This is a genomic window from Curtobacterium sp. Curtsp57 (assembly GCF_047324335.1).
Taxonomy (GTDB): domain Bacteria; phylum Actinomycetota; class Actinomycetes; order Actinomycetales; family Microbacteriaceae; genus Curtobacterium.
Window position 1 is genome coordinate 3,679,365 of sequence record NZ_CP168511.1, and the last position, 15,699, is coordinate 3,695,063.

General features: G+C 71.3%; 16 protein-coding genes and 1 pseudogene. 10 read left to right on the forward strand and 7 right to left on the reverse strand.

Features of this window, described 5'->3' with window-relative positions; translation table 11 throughout:
- Positions 1-89: 89 nt before the first annotated feature.
- On the forward strand, positions 90-866 hold the full coding sequence (locus tag ACEN9V_RS17680) for an endonuclease/exonuclease/phosphatase family protein (protein ID WP_413601414.1): 777 nt from the start codon (positions 90-92) through the stop codon (positions 864-866).
- A 174-nt stretch (positions 867-1,040) separates the two neighbouring features.
- On the opposite strand, the gene ACEN9V_RS17685 is transcribed toward ACEN9V_RS17680, so the two are convergent.
- The 3 genes from ACEN9V_RS17685 to ACEN9V_RS17695 are packed head-to-tail and all read right to left on the reverse strand — an operon-like array spanning position 1,041 to position 3,687.
- Positions 1,041-1,712, reverse strand: coding sequence for a methionine ABC transporter permease (locus ACEN9V_RS17685; RefSeq protein WP_413601415.1), 672 nt, complete (start codon positions 1,710-1,712; stop codon positions 1,041-1,043).
- Positions 1,709-2,740 (reverse strand): methionine ABC transporter ATP-binding protein, encoded by a 1,032-nt coding sequence (locus tag ACEN9V_RS17690; protein ID WP_413601416.1) that lies wholly within the window; start codon positions 2,738-2,740, stop codon positions 1,709-1,711. Before ACEN9V_RS17690 ends, ACEN9V_RS17685 begins: the two co-directional genes overlap by 4 nt.
- On the reverse strand, positions 2,740-3,687 hold the full coding sequence (locus ACEN9V_RS17695; protein WP_281265217.1) for a MetQ/NlpA family ABC transporter substrate-binding protein: 948 nt from the start codon (positions 3,685-3,687) through the stop codon (positions 2,740-2,742). Before ACEN9V_RS17695 ends, ACEN9V_RS17690 begins: the two co-directional genes overlap by 1 nt.
- A gap of 154 nt (positions 3,688-3,841) precedes the next feature.
- On the opposite strand from ACEN9V_RS17695, the gene ACEN9V_RS17700 reads away from it, so the two are divergent.
- On the forward strand, positions 3,842-4,336 hold the full coding sequence (locus ACEN9V_RS17700) for a 2'-5' RNA ligase family protein (protein WP_413601417.1): 495 nt from the start codon (positions 3,842-3,844) through the stop codon (positions 4,334-4,336).
- A 52-nt stretch (positions 4,337-4,388) separates the two neighbouring features.
- Here the strand turns inward: ACEN9V_RS17700 and ACEN9V_RS17705 are convergent, their stop codons facing one another.
- The 3 genes from ACEN9V_RS17705 to ACEN9V_RS17715 all read right to left on the reverse strand — a co-directional run bounded on the left by ACEN9V_RS17705 (position 4,389) and on the right by ACEN9V_RS17715 (position 7,713).
- Positions 4,389-5,627: a D-arabinono-1,4-lactone oxidase gene (locus ACEN9V_RS17705; protein ID WP_413601418.1), complete on the reverse strand. Its 1,239-nt coding sequence runs from the start codon at positions 5,625-5,627 to the stop codon at positions 4,389-4,391.
- 184 nt (positions 5,628-5,811) lie between these two features.
- Positions 5,812-7,296 carry an MDR family MFS transporter gene (locus tag ACEN9V_RS17710; RefSeq protein ID WP_413601419.1) on the reverse strand — a complete coding sequence of 495 codons (1,485 nt, stop codon included), beginning with the start codon at positions 7,294-7,296 and terminating at the stop codon, positions 5,812-5,814.
- A gap of 135 nt (positions 7,297-7,431) precedes the next feature.
- Positions 7,432-7,713, reverse strand: coding sequence for an acylphosphatase (locus ACEN9V_RS17715; RefSeq protein WP_281265213.1), 282 nt, complete (start codon positions 7,711-7,713; stop codon positions 7,432-7,434).
- Positions 7,714-7,870: 157 nt separating this feature from the next.
- On the opposite strand from ACEN9V_RS17715, the gene ACEN9V_RS17720 reads away from it, so the two are divergent.
- The 7 genes and pseudogenes from ACEN9V_RS17720 to ACEN9V_RS17750 all read left to right on the forward strand — a co-directional run bounded on the left by ACEN9V_RS17720 (position 7,871) and on the right by ACEN9V_RS17750 (position 14,508).
- Positions 7,871-8,587 carry an NrtR DNA-binding winged helix domain-containing protein gene (locus ACEN9V_RS17720; RefSeq protein WP_402729504.1) on the forward strand — a complete coding sequence of 239 codons (717 nt, stop codon included), beginning with the start codon at positions 7,871-7,873 and terminating at the stop codon, positions 8,585-8,587.
- Positions 8,588-8,595: 8 nt separating this feature from the next.
- Positions 8,596-9,867: a quinolinate synthase NadA gene (nadA, locus tag ACEN9V_RS17725; RefSeq protein WP_413601420.1), complete on the forward strand. Its 1,272-nt coding sequence runs from the start codon at positions 8,596-8,598 to the stop codon at positions 9,865-9,867.
- Positions 9,868-9,876: 9 nt separating this feature from the next.
- Complete coding sequence (gene nadB / locus ACEN9V_RS17730) at positions 9,877-11,502, forward strand: L-aspartate oxidase (RefSeq protein WP_413601421.1); 1,626 nt, start codon at positions 9,877-9,879, stop codon at positions 11,500-11,502.
- Positions 11,499-12,457: pseudogene (gene nadC, locus ACEN9V_RS17735) on the forward strand (carboxylating nicotinate-nucleotide diphosphorylase). Before nadB ends, nadC begins: the two are co-directional and overlap by 4 nt.
- 1 nt (position 12,458) lies before the next feature.
- A complete protein-coding gene (locus ACEN9V_RS17740; RefSeq protein WP_413601422.1) occupies positions 12,459-13,610 on the forward strand; it encodes a cysteine desulfurase family protein in 1,152 nt (383 codons plus the stop codon).
- Between the two features lie 113 nt (positions 13,611-13,723).
- The gene (locus ACEN9V_RS17745; RefSeq protein WP_413601423.1) at positions 13,724-13,978 is read left to right on the forward strand and encodes a hypothetical protein; all 255 of its coding nucleotides are present in this window, start codon (positions 13,724-13,726) and stop codon (positions 13,976-13,978) included.
- Between the two features lie 239 nt (positions 13,979-14,217).
- Positions 14,218-14,508, forward strand: a complete 291-nt coding sequence (locus tag ACEN9V_RS17750) for a hypothetical protein (RefSeq protein WP_413601424.1) — start codon at positions 14,218-14,220, stop codon at positions 14,506-14,508.
- Here ACEN9V_RS17750 and ACEN9V_RS17755 read toward each other — a convergent pair.
- Positions 14,468-14,989, reverse strand: coding sequence for an MSMEG_6728 family protein (locus ACEN9V_RS17755; protein ID WP_413601425.1), 522 nt, complete (start codon positions 14,987-14,989; stop codon positions 14,468-14,470). The genes ACEN9V_RS17750 and ACEN9V_RS17755 overlap by 41 nt on opposite strands.
- A gap of 85 nt (positions 14,990-15,074) precedes the next feature.
- Here ACEN9V_RS17755 and ACEN9V_RS17760 point away from each other — a divergent pair, with 85 nt between their 5' ends.
- Positions 15,075-15,671 carry an NAD(P)H-dependent oxidoreductase gene (locus tag ACEN9V_RS17760; RefSeq protein ID WP_413601426.1) on the forward strand — a complete coding sequence of 199 codons (597 nt, stop codon included), beginning with the start codon at positions 15,075-15,077 and terminating at the stop codon, positions 15,669-15,671.
- Positions 15,672-15,699: the final 28 nt, after the last annotated feature.

Genomic DNA, 15,699 nt, shown 5'->3' on the forward strand with positions numbered 1-15,699 from the left:
CAGTCTCAGAAACTGCTTGAGGTCGACGAGTACCGTTGCCGCGGCAGACTGAGCGGGACGCAGGGACCCCACTCCGGAAGGAAGGCAGCATGACCGTGCCAGACCAGCAGGGGACGATCCCGACGGACACCGACGTCCGACCCACCACCATCCGCGTCGTCAGCTACAACCTGCGCGAGCACACCGCGAACGGCGAACTCGCCGCACTGGCCGAGGCGTCGGACGCCGACGTCATCTGCGTGCAGGAGTGCGACAGCAACGACCTCGCGCCGTCCGTCGGCGGCCTCACGCTCGCGGCGTCGACCAAGGCGAACCGGCTCGGACTCGCGATCTACAAGCGCGACGACCGCTTCGACGTGCAGGACTTCAGCATCCACTCCCTGCAGAAGTCGCTCCACGACCGCGTGCTCGCTCCGGCGCACGAACGGCTCATCGCGATGCACCTCCGCGACCGCGAGGCGTCGACCGACGTGATCGTCGCGTCGTTCCACGCCTCGCCCCTGACCGCGACGAACTCCCTGCGCCGCAAGCAGATCGAGGCAGCGCACCAGTTCGTCCGCGACCTGTCGAGCGAGGCCCCCGCGATCATGGTCGGCGACTTCAACTACCCCTGGTTCCAGACGAACCTCCGCCGCAAGATCGAGTCGCACGGCTTCGCGCTCTCGCTCTCCGACCAGCCGACGTACCTGCGGTACCGGAAGTTCACGGGGCACTTCGACTTCGCCACGAGCGTCGGGCTGCACATCGCGGGCGTGGAGACGCTGCCCGCCGGCATCTCGGACCACCGCCCGATCCTGGTGCGGGCGCACTACGAGGCCCCGGCAGCGTCGTCGTCCCGTTCCGTCGAGGCCGATTCCGCCGCCTGACCGGAGCGGGGCGCGGCCCCGCCTCGCGCCGACGCCGAGCGTCCGCCGACCGGTCACGACACTCCGCCGGCGGACCCCCGAGCGGTCACGAACCGTCGCTCGGGGACACTCCGAGCGACGATCTGCGACCTGTCGGCGGACGTGAGCGGGGTGTTGTGACCGGCCGGACGACCGCTACCGGCGGAGCGTCGCCCGCGCCAAGCGGTTGCCGATGAACTGCCCGAGCTGCACGATCACCACGATCGCGGCCACCGACACGTAGACGATCCACCAGTCGTACCGCTGCGACCCGTACGTGATCGCGTACTCGCCGAGGCCACCGCCGCCGATCAGGGCACCCTGCGCCGTCATGTCGACGATGCCGATGAAGATGAACGTGTAGCCGAGGATGAGCGGCCCGAGGCCCTCGGGGATGAGCACCGTCAGCAGGATCGAGATCGGGTGCGCACCCGATGCCCGCGCTGCCTCGACGACACCCGGGTCCACCGACAGCAGGTTCTGCTCGACGATGCGGGCGACCGCGAACGCCGCCGCCAGTGAGATCGCGAACGTCACGGCTGGGACGCCGATCGTCGTCTGCACGACCACGCGGGACAGTGGTGCGATCGCCGCGAGGAAGATCACGAACGGGATCGGACGGACGATGTTCACGACCAGGTTGATGACCGTGTACGCCGTCCGACTGCCGAGCAGGCTGCCCGGTCGGGTGGCGTACAGCGCCAGGCCGAGCGCCAGACCGATGAGCCCGGCGATCACGAGCGAGACGAGCGACATCACGATGGTGTCGCGCACCGAGGACAGGAAGACGTCGAACGTGTCGATCACGCTCTGGAAGGAGTTGTTCACGCTCGGTCCTCCTCGTCGGTGGTGACCCCGGCCACGCGGAGCGCCGAGACGACGTCGTCGATGCCGGGTCCGGACAGCTCGTACGTCAGGGAACCGATCCGGCGCTCCCGGATCTCACCGACCCCGCCGTAGACGAGCTCCGCGGTGACCCCCGCGGACCGGAACACCTGGTCGATCCGGTTCTGCAGGCCGACCTCGTCGGTGATCTGCACGGTCACGAGCCGGCCTGGATGGCGTTCCCGCAACCGCGTCAGCGTCTCGGCCGACGGCCGGTCGTGCAGGGCCGTCCGGACGAACCGCTTGGTCGCCGGGTTGGTCGGCGTGGAGAAGACGTCGTACACGCCGCCGACCTCGACCACCCGTCCCTGTTCCATCACGGCCACCCGGTCCGCGATCTGCCGGACGGCGTCCATCTCGTGCGTGATGACGATGATCGTGACGCCGAGTTCCCGGTTCACACGACGGAGGAGCGCCAGCACCTCCGAGGTGGTCTCGGGGTCGAGGGCGCTCGTGGCCTCGTCGGCGAGCAGCAGGTCGGGGTTCCCGGCGAGCGCACGGGCGATGCCGACGCGTTGCTTCTGGCCACCGGACAGCTGCTCGGGGTAGGCGTACGCCCGGTCGAGCAGTCCGACGAAGTCGAGGAGTTCCGCGACACGGCGGTCGCGCTCCTCCTTCGCGACACCGGCGACCTTGAGCGGGTACGCCACGTTGCCGGCGATGGTGCGCGACCGGAACAGGTTGAACTGCTGGAAGATCATCCCGATGCGACGACGCGCCAGACGGCGATCCCGCTCGGGGATCGCCGTCAGCTCCTGGCCGGCGACCGTCACGGTGCCCGAGGAGGGCAGCTCGAGGGCGTTGACCAGGCGGACGAGGGTGGACTTGCCGGCACCGGAGTACCCGATGACGCCGAGGACCTCGCCCTGTTCGACGTCGAGCGACACGTCCTCGACGGCGACCACGGTCTCGCCGGTGTCGGCGCGGCGGTAGTGCTTCGAGACGCCGCGGAGTTCGACGAGGGCAGCCACTACTTCGTTGCCGCCTTCGCGTCCTTCTCGACCGACACGAGTTCCTGCTGCAGGGACGCAGCGCTCTCGTCGCTCGACACGGCGTCCGGGTAGTCCTTCGCGAAGACCTTCTGCACGGCGTCGTCCTGGAACAGCTTCGCCAGGTCGAGGTACGTCTTGTTGTCCTTGTCGGCGTCCCGCACCGCGAAGACGTTCACGTACGGCTTGGCGGAGGCGCTCTTCGGGTCGTCCTGGAAGATCGCGTCCTTGGTGTCGAGCCCGGCCGAGGTGGCGTAGTTCACGTTGACGATCGAGCCCTCGACGGACCCCTGCTGCAGCGCGTTGGCGGTCTGCGAGGCGTCGAGCGTCTGCACGTCGACCTTGTGCGAGGTGATGTCCGCGGTCGTGGAGAAGGCGCTGCCGCCGTCCTTGAGCTCCAGCAGGCCGGCCGACTGCAGCACCAGCAGTGCACGCGCCTCGTTGATGGCGTCGTTCGGGATCGCGATCTTGGCGCCGTCCTCGAACTCGGAGACCTTCGAGACCTTCGTCGAGTACAGCGGGAGCGGGTACACGGCGGTCGCGCCGATCGGCTGCAGGTCGTCGTCCGAGGTGACGTTGTAGTTCGCCAGGTACTGGATGTGCTGGAACTGGTTGATGTCGATCTGCTTGTCCTTGAGCGCAGGGTTCGGCAGCGAGTAGTCCGAGAAGTTCTGGAGCTTCACGGTGACGTTGAGCTTGTCCTTCGCGAGCTTGACGTACGTGTTCCAGTACGGCAGCGACTTGTCGGAGACACCGATCGTCACGGTCTTCGGAGCGGCACCCGATGCGGCACCGTCGCCGTCACCGCCGGAGCGGACCGCGACGGCGACGACGGCGACGATGATCGCGACGACGACGATCGCCGCGGCGACGATCCAGCCGATCGGGCGCTTGCGCTTCGGCTTCTGGGGCAGTGCGGGGGCGGTCATGGGTGCTCCTCGTGGGGCGGGGGCCTCGCGGGCCGTGCTGCGTGGGTCACACGGTCGTGACTGACCACGAGTGTGACGCGCAGACCGAGCGGCGGCGACTTGCGTTCCGCCGTGTTACATCCGTTGCGCAGGCGTCCGTGGGCAGACTCGACCCGTGCGGAGCATCGAGCTGGTCCTGGACGACGATTCGGATCGCGAGGTCCGGGCGGTGTGGAACGCGCTGACCGAGGCCGACCTGCCGAGCCTCGGGCGCTCCGGCACGAACGACCCGCACGTCACGCTGGCGGCGGGCGAGTCCCTGCCCGTCCCGGAGCGCTTCGGCGTGTCCCTGCCGGCAGCGCTCCGCATCGCGGGGATCCTGCTCTTCCCCGCAGGACCCGGCCGGCACGTGCTCGGCCTCGGCGTGGTCGTCGACGAGCCCCTCGCACGGTTCCACCAGGCGGTGCACCACGTCTCGCCCGGGTCGCTCGACCCATCGGCACCCGGACGGTGGGCGCCGCACGTCACACTCGCCCGGCGCATCCGCGACGTCGACCTCCCCGCGGCGCTCCGCGCGCTCGCGGCGATCGGGCCACTCCCGCAGACGCTGGCCGTCGGCGGTCTCCGCCACTGGGACGGCGACGCGAAGGTGGTCACCCCACTGTCGTGAGCGGGGCGGCGGGCCGGTGCCGAGTCAGGGACTGCCGGACTGGAGGCTCGGGTCAGGTCCGCAGGACGCGCTCGCCGAAGGCGGACGCGAACGTCCGATCCGGGTCGGCCCTGCGGACCAGGTCACGGAACGCGGGCAGCCGCGGGTACAGCGCTGCCACCGCGTCCGCGTCGAGCGAGCTCATCTTCCCCCAGTGCGGTCGGGCGTCGAAGGGGGCGAGCCGCGCCTCGAGGTCGGGGAGGAGTGCCGCGACCTCGACGGGGTGCTTCTTCCAGGTGAACGCGATGCAGAACACGTCATCGCCCTGCGTGGGGGAGAGCCAGAGGTCGTCGGCCGCCACCGTGCGGAGCTCGGCGACGTGCAGGTGTGGCTGGATGCGGTCGGCCAGCCCGCGGAGGGCGTCGAGGGCGGCTGCTGCGTGCCGGATCGGGACGAAGTGCTCGCTCTGTACCTCTGACCCGTGAGACGGGACGGTGCCGATCGGGAAGTGCGGGAGTCGGTCCCACCACGGGCCCATCGACCCGTCGCGGGCGGTGCGGTGCTCGTCGCCCGGCGTCCCTGGCAGCCGCGGTGCGCCGACGAGCTCGTCGGGCACGTGCGCGCTGCGGGCCTTCACGAGGACCTCGCTGATCTCGTCGCCGAAGCGCGTGTACGAGCAGACCGAGGTGCCGGCGGCGTGGATCTCGGCGGCGTGGTCGAGGAACGTCCGCCACGGGAACGGGCCGTACGCGTCCTGGCGCATGGCGTAGGTCGGCTCGAGGTCGAGCGTCACCCGGGTCACGATGCCGAGGAGCCCGAGGTGCAGGACGCTACCGGCTCCGTCGACGTCGTCGCTGCCGATGGTGCGCGTCTCGCCGTCCGGACCCAGCAGCTCGAGGCTCCTGACGGCCGTCGAGAGCGACCCGAGGGCGGTGCCCGAGCCGTGCGTGCCGGTGGCGATCGCGCCGCCGATCGAGATGTGCGGGAGCGACCCCATGTTGTGCAGCGCGAAGCCGGCCTCGTCGATCGCGGGGGCGACGTCGCCGTACCGGGTGCCCGCGCCGAGCGTGGCGGTCGCGCGGCCGTCGGGCGTGCGGTCGATCACCAGGTCGGTCGGGATCGCCGTCAGGTCGAGCAGCACCCCGGGAGCGTCCGCGACGTCGTTGAACGAGTGCCGGGTGCCGAGGCCGTGGACGCGGGGCTCCCTGGCGACGATCGCGGCGGCTTCGTCCAGCGTGCTCGGGCGTTCGACGCGCTCCGAGGTGTACGTGACCGTGCCGGACCAGTTGAGCTCGCTCGTCGTCGACCGCATGCGCCCACGATGCCACGCGCGGGTGTGCGCCGCGGTGGCCGGGGTGCCCGCTGTGCCGTCTGCACAACCGAAAGCCGTCCGCGCCGCGACGTTGCGCGGTGCGGACGGCTTTCGGTTGTGCGGAATCGAATCGCGCTGCGGCGACCCCGTGAGCGGCGCCGGGCGCGTGGGCTCCCGCGGCGGGCTAGTGCGCCGGCGGGGGCGTCGGCGCGCCCTCCGGCAGTTCGGGCTTCCGCACGAAGAAGGCGGTGAGGATCCCGAAGAGCGAGATGACGCCACCGACGAGGAACGCCGTCTTCACGCCGGAGGCCGTCGCGAGCGCCACGTCCTCTGCCCCGGAGCCCGCCGTCGCCGTCGCCGCGCCGATCGTCAGGAACGTCACGAACAGCGCCGTGCCGGCGGCACCCGCGAGCTGCTGCGTCGTGCCGAGGACCGCGCTGCCGTGCGAGTAGAGCTTCGGCGGCAGCACGCCGAGTGCCGCGGTGAAGAGGGGCGTGAAGGTCAGGGCGAGCCCGATGCTCAGCACGACGTGGGCGCCGAGGACGAACCACACACTCGTGTCCGTGCCGACCGTGGACAGCCCCCACATCACGACGCTGATGATGATCGTGCCCGGGATGAGGAGGACCCGCGGCCCGCGCCGGTCGTAGATGCGCCCGACGATCGGGGAGAGCAGCCCCATGAGCAGGCCGCCGGGGAGCAGGAGGAGACCGACGTTCAGGACCTCGAGCCCGAGGACGCGTTCGAGGTAGATCGGCAGCAGGATCAGCGTGCCGAGCATGACCAGGAAGCTCAGCCCCATGCCGACGATCGGGACGGTGAAGCCCCGGCTCTGGAACGTGCGGAGGTCGAGCAGGGCGCGGTCGCTGCGCTGGAGCCGGGTCTGCCGGAGGACGAACAGCACGAGCCCGACGACACCGACCACGAGCGCCGCGATCGGGACGACCGGTCCGCTGGTGGCGATCTCCGCGATGCTCGACAGGCCGTACACGACGCCGCCGAACGCGAAGGCGGAGAGCACGACCGAGAGCACGTCGAGCGGGGCAGGCCGAGGGGTCCCCACGTTCCGGACCTTCACCATGCCGAGGACCAGCGCGGCGATCGCGATCGGCAGCACGAACCCGAACAGCCAGCGCCACGAGAACGCGTTGAGGATGAGCCCGGAGATGGTCGGTCCGACGGCAGGGGCGACCGAGATGACGATCGAGATGTTGCCCATGATCCGACCGCGGTGTGCCGGATCGACGAGCGTCAGGACGGTCGTCATGAGCAGCGGCATCATGATCGCCGTGCCGCTCGCCTGGACGATGCGCCCGACGAGCAGGGTGGCGAACCCGGGGGCCAGGAGCGCGATGAGCGTGCCGGCGGAGAACAGGCTCATCGCCCACATGAAGACCGGGCGCGTGTTGAAGCGCTGCAGCAGGAACCCGGTGATCGGGATGACGACGGCCATCGTCAGGAGGAACCCGGTCGTCAGCCACTGCCCGGTCGCCGCACTGATGTCGAGGTCGTCCATGAGCCGCGGCAGCGCGACACCCATGATCGTCTCGTTGAGGATCACGACGAACGCGGACACGAGCAGCAGCCCGATGACCAGGCGGTCGTCGGCAGCCGTGCGCGCCGGAACGCTGCCGGTCCGTGGTGCGGTGTCGATGGCGTGGTCGGTCATGTGGCGGCTCCGAACGGTGGATTGTGGGGAGTCCGCACGAGCGGACGCGTGACCGGGCGTCACGCCGGGCACTGGGTGTGCAGCACCTGAACGGACTCGATTATTCCGCGATCCACCGACACCCGTGGTGAACGGTCAGTGCAGGATGTCGAACGACGCCGCGTCGCCGTGCGGGACGACCGGGCGCGTCGAGACCTCGGTCACGCTCGCCGACGGCGGTCCGGTGTGCAACATCTCCACGAGGGCGTCCACGGCGGGCGACGGCCCCTCCGCCTCGACCTCGACCGTGCCGTCGAAGAGGTTCCGTGCGTAGCCCGTCAGCTCGAGCCCGTCCGCCTTGCGTGCCGTCCAGTAGCGGAACCCGACCCCCTGGACCGTCCCCGAGACGATGGCGTGCACCCTGGTCACCGTTGTCATGTCGCCCAATGTATGCGGGCCGGGTTTCCCCAGCATCACCAGGGTTTTTCGAGGCCGTGACCGATTGTTTCGGCAACGTGTCGACGGCATGTGGAGGCAGTGATAGAGTCACTGGAACCAGAACACTTAAGGTCAATCATACCTGAACGCAGGCACCTTGGACGAAGCAGCAATCCGCGTCGCGGTCTCGACCGTGATCGTCGCGCTGCGCCCGCACCCCGACACGGGGGCGCCGGCGCTGTGGATGCCGCTCGTCCGCCGCACCGCCGAGCCGTACGAGGGATCGTGGGCGCTCCCCGGTGGCTGGGTCCGTCCGGACGAGGGGCTCGAGGACTCCGCAGCCGCCCGTCTGCGCGAGACGACCAACGTCCAGCCGCGGTACCTCGAGCAGCTCTACGCGTTCGGCGACGTCGACCGGTCCCCGACCCGCGTCGTGTCGATCGTGTACTGGGCGCTGGTCCGCCCGGACGAGGCGAGCGTCGTGCCGGACGACTGGAACGTGCGGTGGTTCCTCGCCGACGAGCACCCGCCGCTCGCGTTCGACCACGACCACATCGCCGAGTACGCCCTCTGGCGGCTGCGGAACAAGATGTCGTACTCCCGCATCGCGCAGGCGTTCCTCGGCGACCGGTTCACCCTCGCCGAGCTCCGCGCCGTGTACGAGGCCGTGCTCGGGCGTCCGCTCGACCCCGCGAACTTCCGGCGGCAGGTCGCGCAGTCCGACGCCGTCATCGCCACCGACGAGACCACGAGCGGGGACCGGCACCGTCCGGCCCGGCTGTACCGCTCGAACCCCGACCTCGCGTACGCGGACAACGGCCCGCTGCGACAGGGCACCACGACCGAGAACCAGACACGACCGCAGAACCGATAGGAACCACCGTGTCCATCGCAACGACCATCGAGCTCATCTCCAACGGCAAGGCCGACGGCAGCACCTGCACGCCGGACCTCGCGATGCCGACGTGGGACTTCGACGCCAGGCCCGGCTACGGCCCCGGTTCGTCGATGTCCGACGTCATCCCGACCTCCGCACCGCGGCAGGGCGTGATCCCGGACGAGTACAAGCACGCACCGGTGGAGGAACTGCACGAGCGCATCGAGCGGGCGAAGGCGACGCTGGGGGACCGGGTCGTGGTGCTCGGCCACTTCTACCAGCGCGACGAGGTCGTCCGGCACGCGGACTTCCTCGGCGACTCGTTCCAGCTCGCCAACGCCGCCCTGACGAAGCCCGATGCCGAGTCGATCGTCTTCTGCGGCGTGCACTTCATGGCGGAGACCGCAGACGTCCTGGCCCGTGACGACCAGCGCGTCATCCTGCCGAACCTCGCGGCGGGCTGCTCGATGGCCGACATGGCCGACATCGACAGCGTCGAGGCGGCATGGGCCGAGCTCGAGTCCGTCTACGGCACCGAACCCGACGCCGACGGCCGCGTGCCGGTCATCCCCGTGACCTACATGAACTCCGCCGCCGACCTCAAGGCGTTCTGCGGTCGCCACGGCGGCATCGTCTGCACCAGCTCCAACGCGGCGACCGTGCTCGAGTGGGCGTTCGAACGCGGGCAGCGCGTGCTGTTCTTCCCCGACCAGCACCTCGGGCGCAACACCGCGAAGGCGATGGGCATCAGCACGGACCTGATGCCGATGTGGAACCCGAGGAAGCCCCTCGGTGGCAACACCGCCGAGGACCTGCAGGATGCCAGGGTCGTCCTCTGGCACGGGTTCTGCTCCGTGCACCGCCGCTTCACCGTCGACCAGATCGACCAGGCTCGCCGCGACCACCCCGGCGTCCAGGTGATCGTGCACCCGGAGTGCCCGATGGCCGTCGTCGACGCCGCTGATGCCGCCGGCAGCACCGACCTCATCAGGAAGACCGTCGCGGCCGCGACCGAACCGACCACGTTCGCGATCGGCACCGAGATCAACATGGTGAACCGGCTCGCGGCCGAGTACCCGCAGCACACGATCTTCTGCCTCGACCCGGTCGTCTGCCCGTGCTCGACGATGTACCGGATCCACCCCGGGTACCTGGCGTGGGTGCTCGAGGCGCTCGTGCGCGGCGAGGTCCTCAACGAGATCGTCGTCCCGGACGAGGTCAAGGCCGACGCCAAGGTCGCCCTCGAACGCATGCTCGCCGCGAAGCCGCGGGTCTAGGACGACGCCGTGCACGTCGTCATCGTCGGTTCCGGCATCGCCGGCCTCACCGCCGCGATCCGTGCGAGCGCCCGCCACGACGTCACCCTCGTGACGAAGGGCGCCCTCGCGGACGCCGCGACGAGCCACGCGCAGGGTGGCATCGCCGTCGCGCTCGGCGCCGACGACACCGTGGCGCTGCACGCCGCGGACACGCACGTCGCTGCGGCGGGCAGCGCCGACGCCCGTGCCGTCGAGGTCCTCTGCTCCGACGGGCCGGCACGCGTCCGCGACCTGCTCGCGCTCGGCGTCCCGTTCGACCGCACCGACGACCCGGCGAGCCTCGACCGGTACGGCGACGACCTCGCCCGCGGACGGGAAGCCGCACACGGGCGCTGGCGGGTCGTGCACGCCGCCGGGGACGCGACCGGTGCCGCGATCGAGCAGACGCTCATCCGCGCGCTGCACCGCCAGCACGTGACGATCCTCGAGCGCACCTGCCTCACCGGCCTCGTCCTACGGGACGGCACGGTGGTCGGGATCGACGTGCTCGACCTGCTGGGCGAGCCGCGCCGCATCGACGCCGACGCCGTCGTGCTCGCCTCCGGGGGAGCCGGACACCTGTACCGCGAGACGACGAACCCGCTCGTCGCGACCGGCGACGGCGCAGCGGCCGCCTGGCGCGCCGGAGCCGTCCTCGCGGACCTCGAGTTCATGCAGTTCCACCCGACCCGGCTCGCGGTCCCCGGCGGCGGGCTCGTCTCCGAGGCCGTCCGCGGCGAGGGCGCCGTCCTCCGCGACGCACGCGGTCGCCGCTTCATGCCCGACGTCCACCCGGATGCCGAACTCGCGCCGCGTGACGTCGTGGCACGGGGGATCGCGGCCGCGATGCGCGACGGCGGCGACGTGTTCCTCGATGCGAGCGGGCTCGACCAGGACTTCCTCGTCGCACGGTTCCCCGGCCTCACCCGTGCGACCCGTGCAGCCGGCTTCGACTGGACCCGGGAGGGCGTCCCCGTCGCCCCGGCAGCGCACTACTTCATGGGCGGCATCGCGACCGACGCGGAGGGACGCACCAGCCTCCCCGGACTCCTCGCGATCGGCGAGGCCGCCTGCACCGGCGTGCACGGCGCGAACCGACTCGCGTCGAACTCGCTGCTCGAAGGACTGGTCTTCGCCGTCCGCGCAGCGGACGCGGTCGGCGCGGCGCGACCCGGCCTGCTCCGCCTGCGCGGCGATGCGACGTTCCCCGTCACCACGGTGGGCGACGAGGCGGCGGCGATCCGGGCCTCCCGGCAGTGCCGTCCTGGAGGCCCGGATCACCAGGACCCGCAGGCGCACGTCCGTCAGACGGTCCAGACCGTCATGACCGACCGCGTCGGCCTGCTCCGTGACGCCGCTGGGCTGGCGGCCGCGCGCCGCGAGCTCGCGGCGCTCGCCGTGGACGCACCCCGGACGGTGCGGGAGCACGAGGACCGAGCGCTGCTCGACCTCGCCCGCCTGGTGGCCCGTGCCGCCGAGGCCCGCACCGAGTCCCGCGGCGCGCACGCCCGTACCGACCACCCGGACACCGACCCCGATGCTCCGGCATCGACCGGTTGGGTCGCCGTCCGCTCGTCCGTCTCCGATCCCGTCCCCGAGGAAGCACTCGCATGACCACCGATCCAGGAACCATCCCGCCGCACGCGCTTCGTCGCGTCATCGAGACCGCGCTCGAGGAGGACGCACCATGGGGCGACGTCACGAGTGAGACGCTCATCCCCGTCGACGCGATCGCGACGGCGACCCTCGGCGCGCGGGAACCCGGCGTGCTGAGCGGGGGGGGGTGTTCGTGGCCGTGATGCACGCGGTCGACCCGCTCATCTCGGCGACCGTCCTCGTCGCGGACGGCGACCCGTTCGAGCCGGGTGACGTCCTCGCGACCGTGACCGGGCCGGCGCGAGCGGTGCTGCGGGCCGAGCGGGTCGCGCTGAACCTCGTGCAGCGGATGTCGGGCATCGCGACGTCGACGGCGCGCTACGTCGCGGCCGTCGCCGGGACCCGGGCACGGATCGTGGACACCAGGAAGACCACGCCGGGGCTCCGCGCGCTCGAGCGGTACGCGGTCCGGTGCGGCGGCGGCCACAACCACCGGACGTCGCTGTCCGACGCGGTGCTCGCGAAGGACAACCACCTCGCCGTGCTGCTCGCGAGCGGGATCGGCGTCGGGCAGGCGATCCGCGACGCCCGGGAGCGACTCGGGCACACCGTCCACCTCGAGGTCGAGGTGGACCGCATCGACCAGATCGAACCCGTCGTCGCCGCCGGTGTGGACACGATCATGCTCGACAACTTCTCGATCGACGACCTGGTGACGGGTGTCGATCTGGTGGCCGGACGCGCGCTCGTCGAGGCGTCCGGCGGGGTGGCCCTCGACACCGTCGCGGCGATCGCGGCCACCGGGGTCGACATCATCTCCGTCGGGGCCCTGACGCACTCCGCGCGCGCACTCGACCTCGGGCTCGACGTGTCCGTGACCGGTCCGGCGGCCGGCTCCGGTTCCGGGGCCGGTGCCGGTGCCGGTGGCGGTTCCGGTTCCGGTTCTGGTTCCGGTTCCGATTCTGCGGACTGACGTGTTCTACCTCGACCGAGCCGCGACGACGCCCGTGCGCCGCGAGGTGCTCGAGGCGATGTGGCCGTGGCTGACCGGCGGCTTCGGGAACCCGTCGTCGACCCACGGCATCGGGGACCAGGCGGCGCGCGGGCTCGCGGCGGCGCGGGCGTCCGTCGCCGACCTGCTCGGATGCCGCCCGGCCGAGGTCGTCTTCACGGCCGGTGGCACCGAGGGGGCGAACACCGCGGTGAAGGGCATCGCGCTCGCGACACCGCGCGGGCGCCACGTCGTGACGAGTGCGATCGAGCACGAGGCGGTCCTGGCGAGCTGCGAGTACCTCGAACGCTTCCACGACTTCACGGTGACCGTGCTGCCGGTCGACGCGTCCGGTCGGGTCGACCCTGCCGTGCTGGCCGCCGCGCTCCGACCGGACACCACCCTCGTGTCGATCGCCCACGCGGACAACGAGATCGGCACCGTCCAGGACATCCCGGCACTCGCCGCACTCGCGCACGCTGTCGGCGCGCGCTTCCACACCGACGCGGTGCAGTCCGCGCCGTGGCTGCCGATCGGGCTCGACGTCCTCGGGGTCGACGCGCTCTCGTTCTCCGGTCACAAGCTCGGCGCCCCGAAGGGCACCGGTGTCCTCGCGATCCGTGCCGGGGTGCCGATGGAGCCGCTCGTGCACGGCGGGGGACAGGAGCGCGGGCGTCGGTCCGGGACCGAGGACGTCGCCGGCGCGGTGGCGATGGCGACGGCGCTGTCGGTCGGGGGTGCGTCCGCGTCGGACGCGGCGCGGGCCTCCTCGGTGCACGCTTCCTCGGTGCGTGACGCTGTGTTGGACGGGGTCGTGGCGCGGGTTCCCGGGGCGTTCGTCACCGGGTCGCGCGAGCACCGGCTGCCCGGGCATGCGTCCTTCTGCTTTCCCGGGGTGAACGGCGAGACGGTCCTCCTCGAGCTCGAACAGCGTGACGTCGTCTCGTCGTCGGGGAGTGCCTGCGCAGCCGGCAGCACCGAGGCGTCGCACGTGCTCACGGCCCTCGGGCTGTCCGACGAGGTGGCACGGAGCGCCGTGCGGCTGACGTTCGATGCGTCGTTGTCCGAGGCGGACGTGCCCGTCGTGGTCGGTTCGGTCGCCGCCGCGGTCGCCGCGGTCCGTGCGCTGGGCTGAGCCCTCGCTTGCCGTCGCCTGGGGTGTACTAGACGTTCTACTCCATCACTGGGGACCTGTCCCCCCTTTTGCGGACAAGCGAACTCCGCCAGAGTGTTCACATGGCAAATGCGATGACGACTCGAGTCCCCCGGGAGGACCGCTTCCGGGTGGTGCAACTCCTGCCGGCGCCCGCGACCGTCCTCGCGCTCGCCGTGGCCGCAGGGCACGATCTCGGCTCGGCCCCGCTCGGGCTCATCGCCGTCGTCGGGGCGCTCGCGACCATCGGGAGCGCGGTGCTCCCGATGATCCGTCCCGCTGCGGCGTGTCGATCGATGCCCGCTCCGACCGAGTCGGAGCGGTACCGAGAGGACACCGAGCACCGCTGAAGACCCGCGCCGCCCGGATCCGGTTCCCCCCTCGGGATCCGATCGGCGCGATCAGCCGGACGCGCCCTGTGAAGGAAGCGTCCGGAGCGGGCCACGACATCCCCTGTCGTCGTGCCCCGCAGCACCCGGAACCCCGCCACGGATCGCGGGACGTCATCCCTGTACGACGTCCCCGGATCCCCTCCGTCCGTGGCGGGACCGGGTGCGTCCCTGGCGGGGATGATCGCTAGCGTTGGCCTGTGCCCTCGTACCGTGTGACCCTCGCCGTCGGTGCCCTGGCGCCCGGTGTCGCCCCCTACGCCGTGCTCCGGGCTGCCGCTCGCCTCGTCGCCGAGCAGGTCGTCGTCGAGGCGCAGGACGTCCGCCTGATCCGGGGCGTCCCGTGCGCGGTCGTCCGCTACGAGGCGGCTGACGACGAGGTCGCGATCGCGGTCGCCCGGCTCGCGGTCGCCGGCCTGCGGGACACGGTGGAGATCCGCTCCGACCGGGTCACGCGCCGTGACGGCGGGACGTGGACCCCGATCGCGTAGGACTCCCCGCAACGCTCCCCGCTCGCGTCGCCCCCGCGGACGGGACCGGCCAGACGTAGTCGAGGTCGTCGGGGACGTCGGGGAAGAGCGGCAGGTAGTGTTCCCGGTCCTTCTGCACGAGCTTCGACCGGTGCGATCGGTGCACGGCCTCGTCGTCGTTCCACGGCGGCACCCGGTAGTCGCCGCGTTCGTACGCGTCGAGGTCGTCGGGGGAGCGGCCGAGGTCGGCCAGGGTCTTCGCGAGACACGTGTCGACGTGCCCGCGGTCGAGCCAGACGGCGCAGACGGCGTCCTGGTACGCCATCAGCGCCGGCCGGTACCCGCGCCACATCGCCACGACGGGGTGGTGCTGCCACCCGTAGTCCGGCAGGGTCAGGGCCCGCATCACCTGCAGCGTCTCGACGCGCTGCTTCCCGAGCCGCCGGTCGTCGAGGGACTCGGCCGATGCGTGGAAGTCCGCGAACGGCAGGAACGTCTGCATGCGGCGAACGGTACGCGGGCTGCCTGGGGCGACACATGTCGTCACAACCGTGCGGGCTCTCCGGGTGCGTGTGAGCATCGAACGCATGAGCGGAGAACTCGTCGTCGGCGTCAGCGGCAGCCCATCTGACCCGTCGCGCACATCGACCCTGGTCGCCGCCACGGTCGCGCGACTCGGTGAGGAGATCGAGGACGCGCGCACCCTGACCGTGGAGATCGGGCCGCTGCTCGCCGACCTCGGGGCAGCGTCCGACCGTTCGGCGATGTCCCCGACCACGGTCGCCGCACTCGAAGCCGTGGAAGCGGCCGACGTGCTCGTCGTCGGCAGTCCGGCGTTCCGCGCCGCGTACTCCGGCGCCTTCAAGCTCTTCTTCGACTGGATCGGGCAGTACGACCTCGTCGACACCCCGGTCCTCCTCACCGCGACGGGCGGGAGCGACCGGCACGCACTGCTCGTCGAGCACCAGATGCGTCCGCTGTTCGGCTTCTTCCAGTCCACGACGCTCCCGATCGGGGTGTTCGGCAACGAGCGGGACTTCACCAAGCGCGAGGGCGGTTACGACATCTCGAACATCGACCTCGAGCTCCGCATCGACCAGGCCGTCCGCCGGGCGCTGCCGATCATCCGCGGCGGCTTCGTCACGGCAGCCACGACGGACGTCCCCCGCCCCGCCGACTTCTAGCCTCGCACCCGCGCACCGACCCGACCGA

Bases quoted from the DNA above. Each gene is read 5' to 3' on its own strand.
- ACEN9V_RS17680 (WP_413601414.1), top strand. From the start codon at position 90: ATGACCGTGCCAGACCAGCAGGGGACGATCCCGACGGACACCGACGTC.
- ACEN9V_RS17695 (WP_281265217.1), bottom strand. From the start codon at position 3,687: ATGACCGCCCCCGCACTGCCCCAGAAGCCGAAGCGCAAGCGCCCGATC.
- ACEN9V_RS17705 (WP_413601418.1), bottom strand. From the start codon at position 5,627: ATGCGGTCGACGACGAGCGAGCTCAACTGGTCCGGCACGGTCACGTAC.
- ACEN9V_RS17710 (WP_413601419.1), bottom strand. From the start codon at position 7,296: ATGACCGACCACGCCATCGACACCGCACCACGGACCGGCAGCGTTCCG.
- ACEN9V_RS17715 (WP_281265213.1), bottom strand. From the start codon at position 7,713: ATGACAACGGTGACCAGGGTGCACGCCATCGTCTCGGGGACGGTCCAG.
- ACEN9V_RS17745 (WP_413601423.1), top strand. From the start codon at position 13,724: ATGACGACTCGAGTCCCCCGGGAGGACCGCTTCCGGGTGGTGCAACTC.
- ACEN9V_RS17755 (WP_413601425.1), bottom strand. From the start codon at position 14,989: ATGCAGACGTTCCTGCCGTTCGCGGACTTCCACGCATCGGCCGAGTCC.
- ACEN9V_RS17760 (WP_413601426.1), top strand. From the start codon at position 15,075: ATGAGCGGAGAACTCGTCGTCGGCGTCAGCGGCAGCCCATCTGACCCG.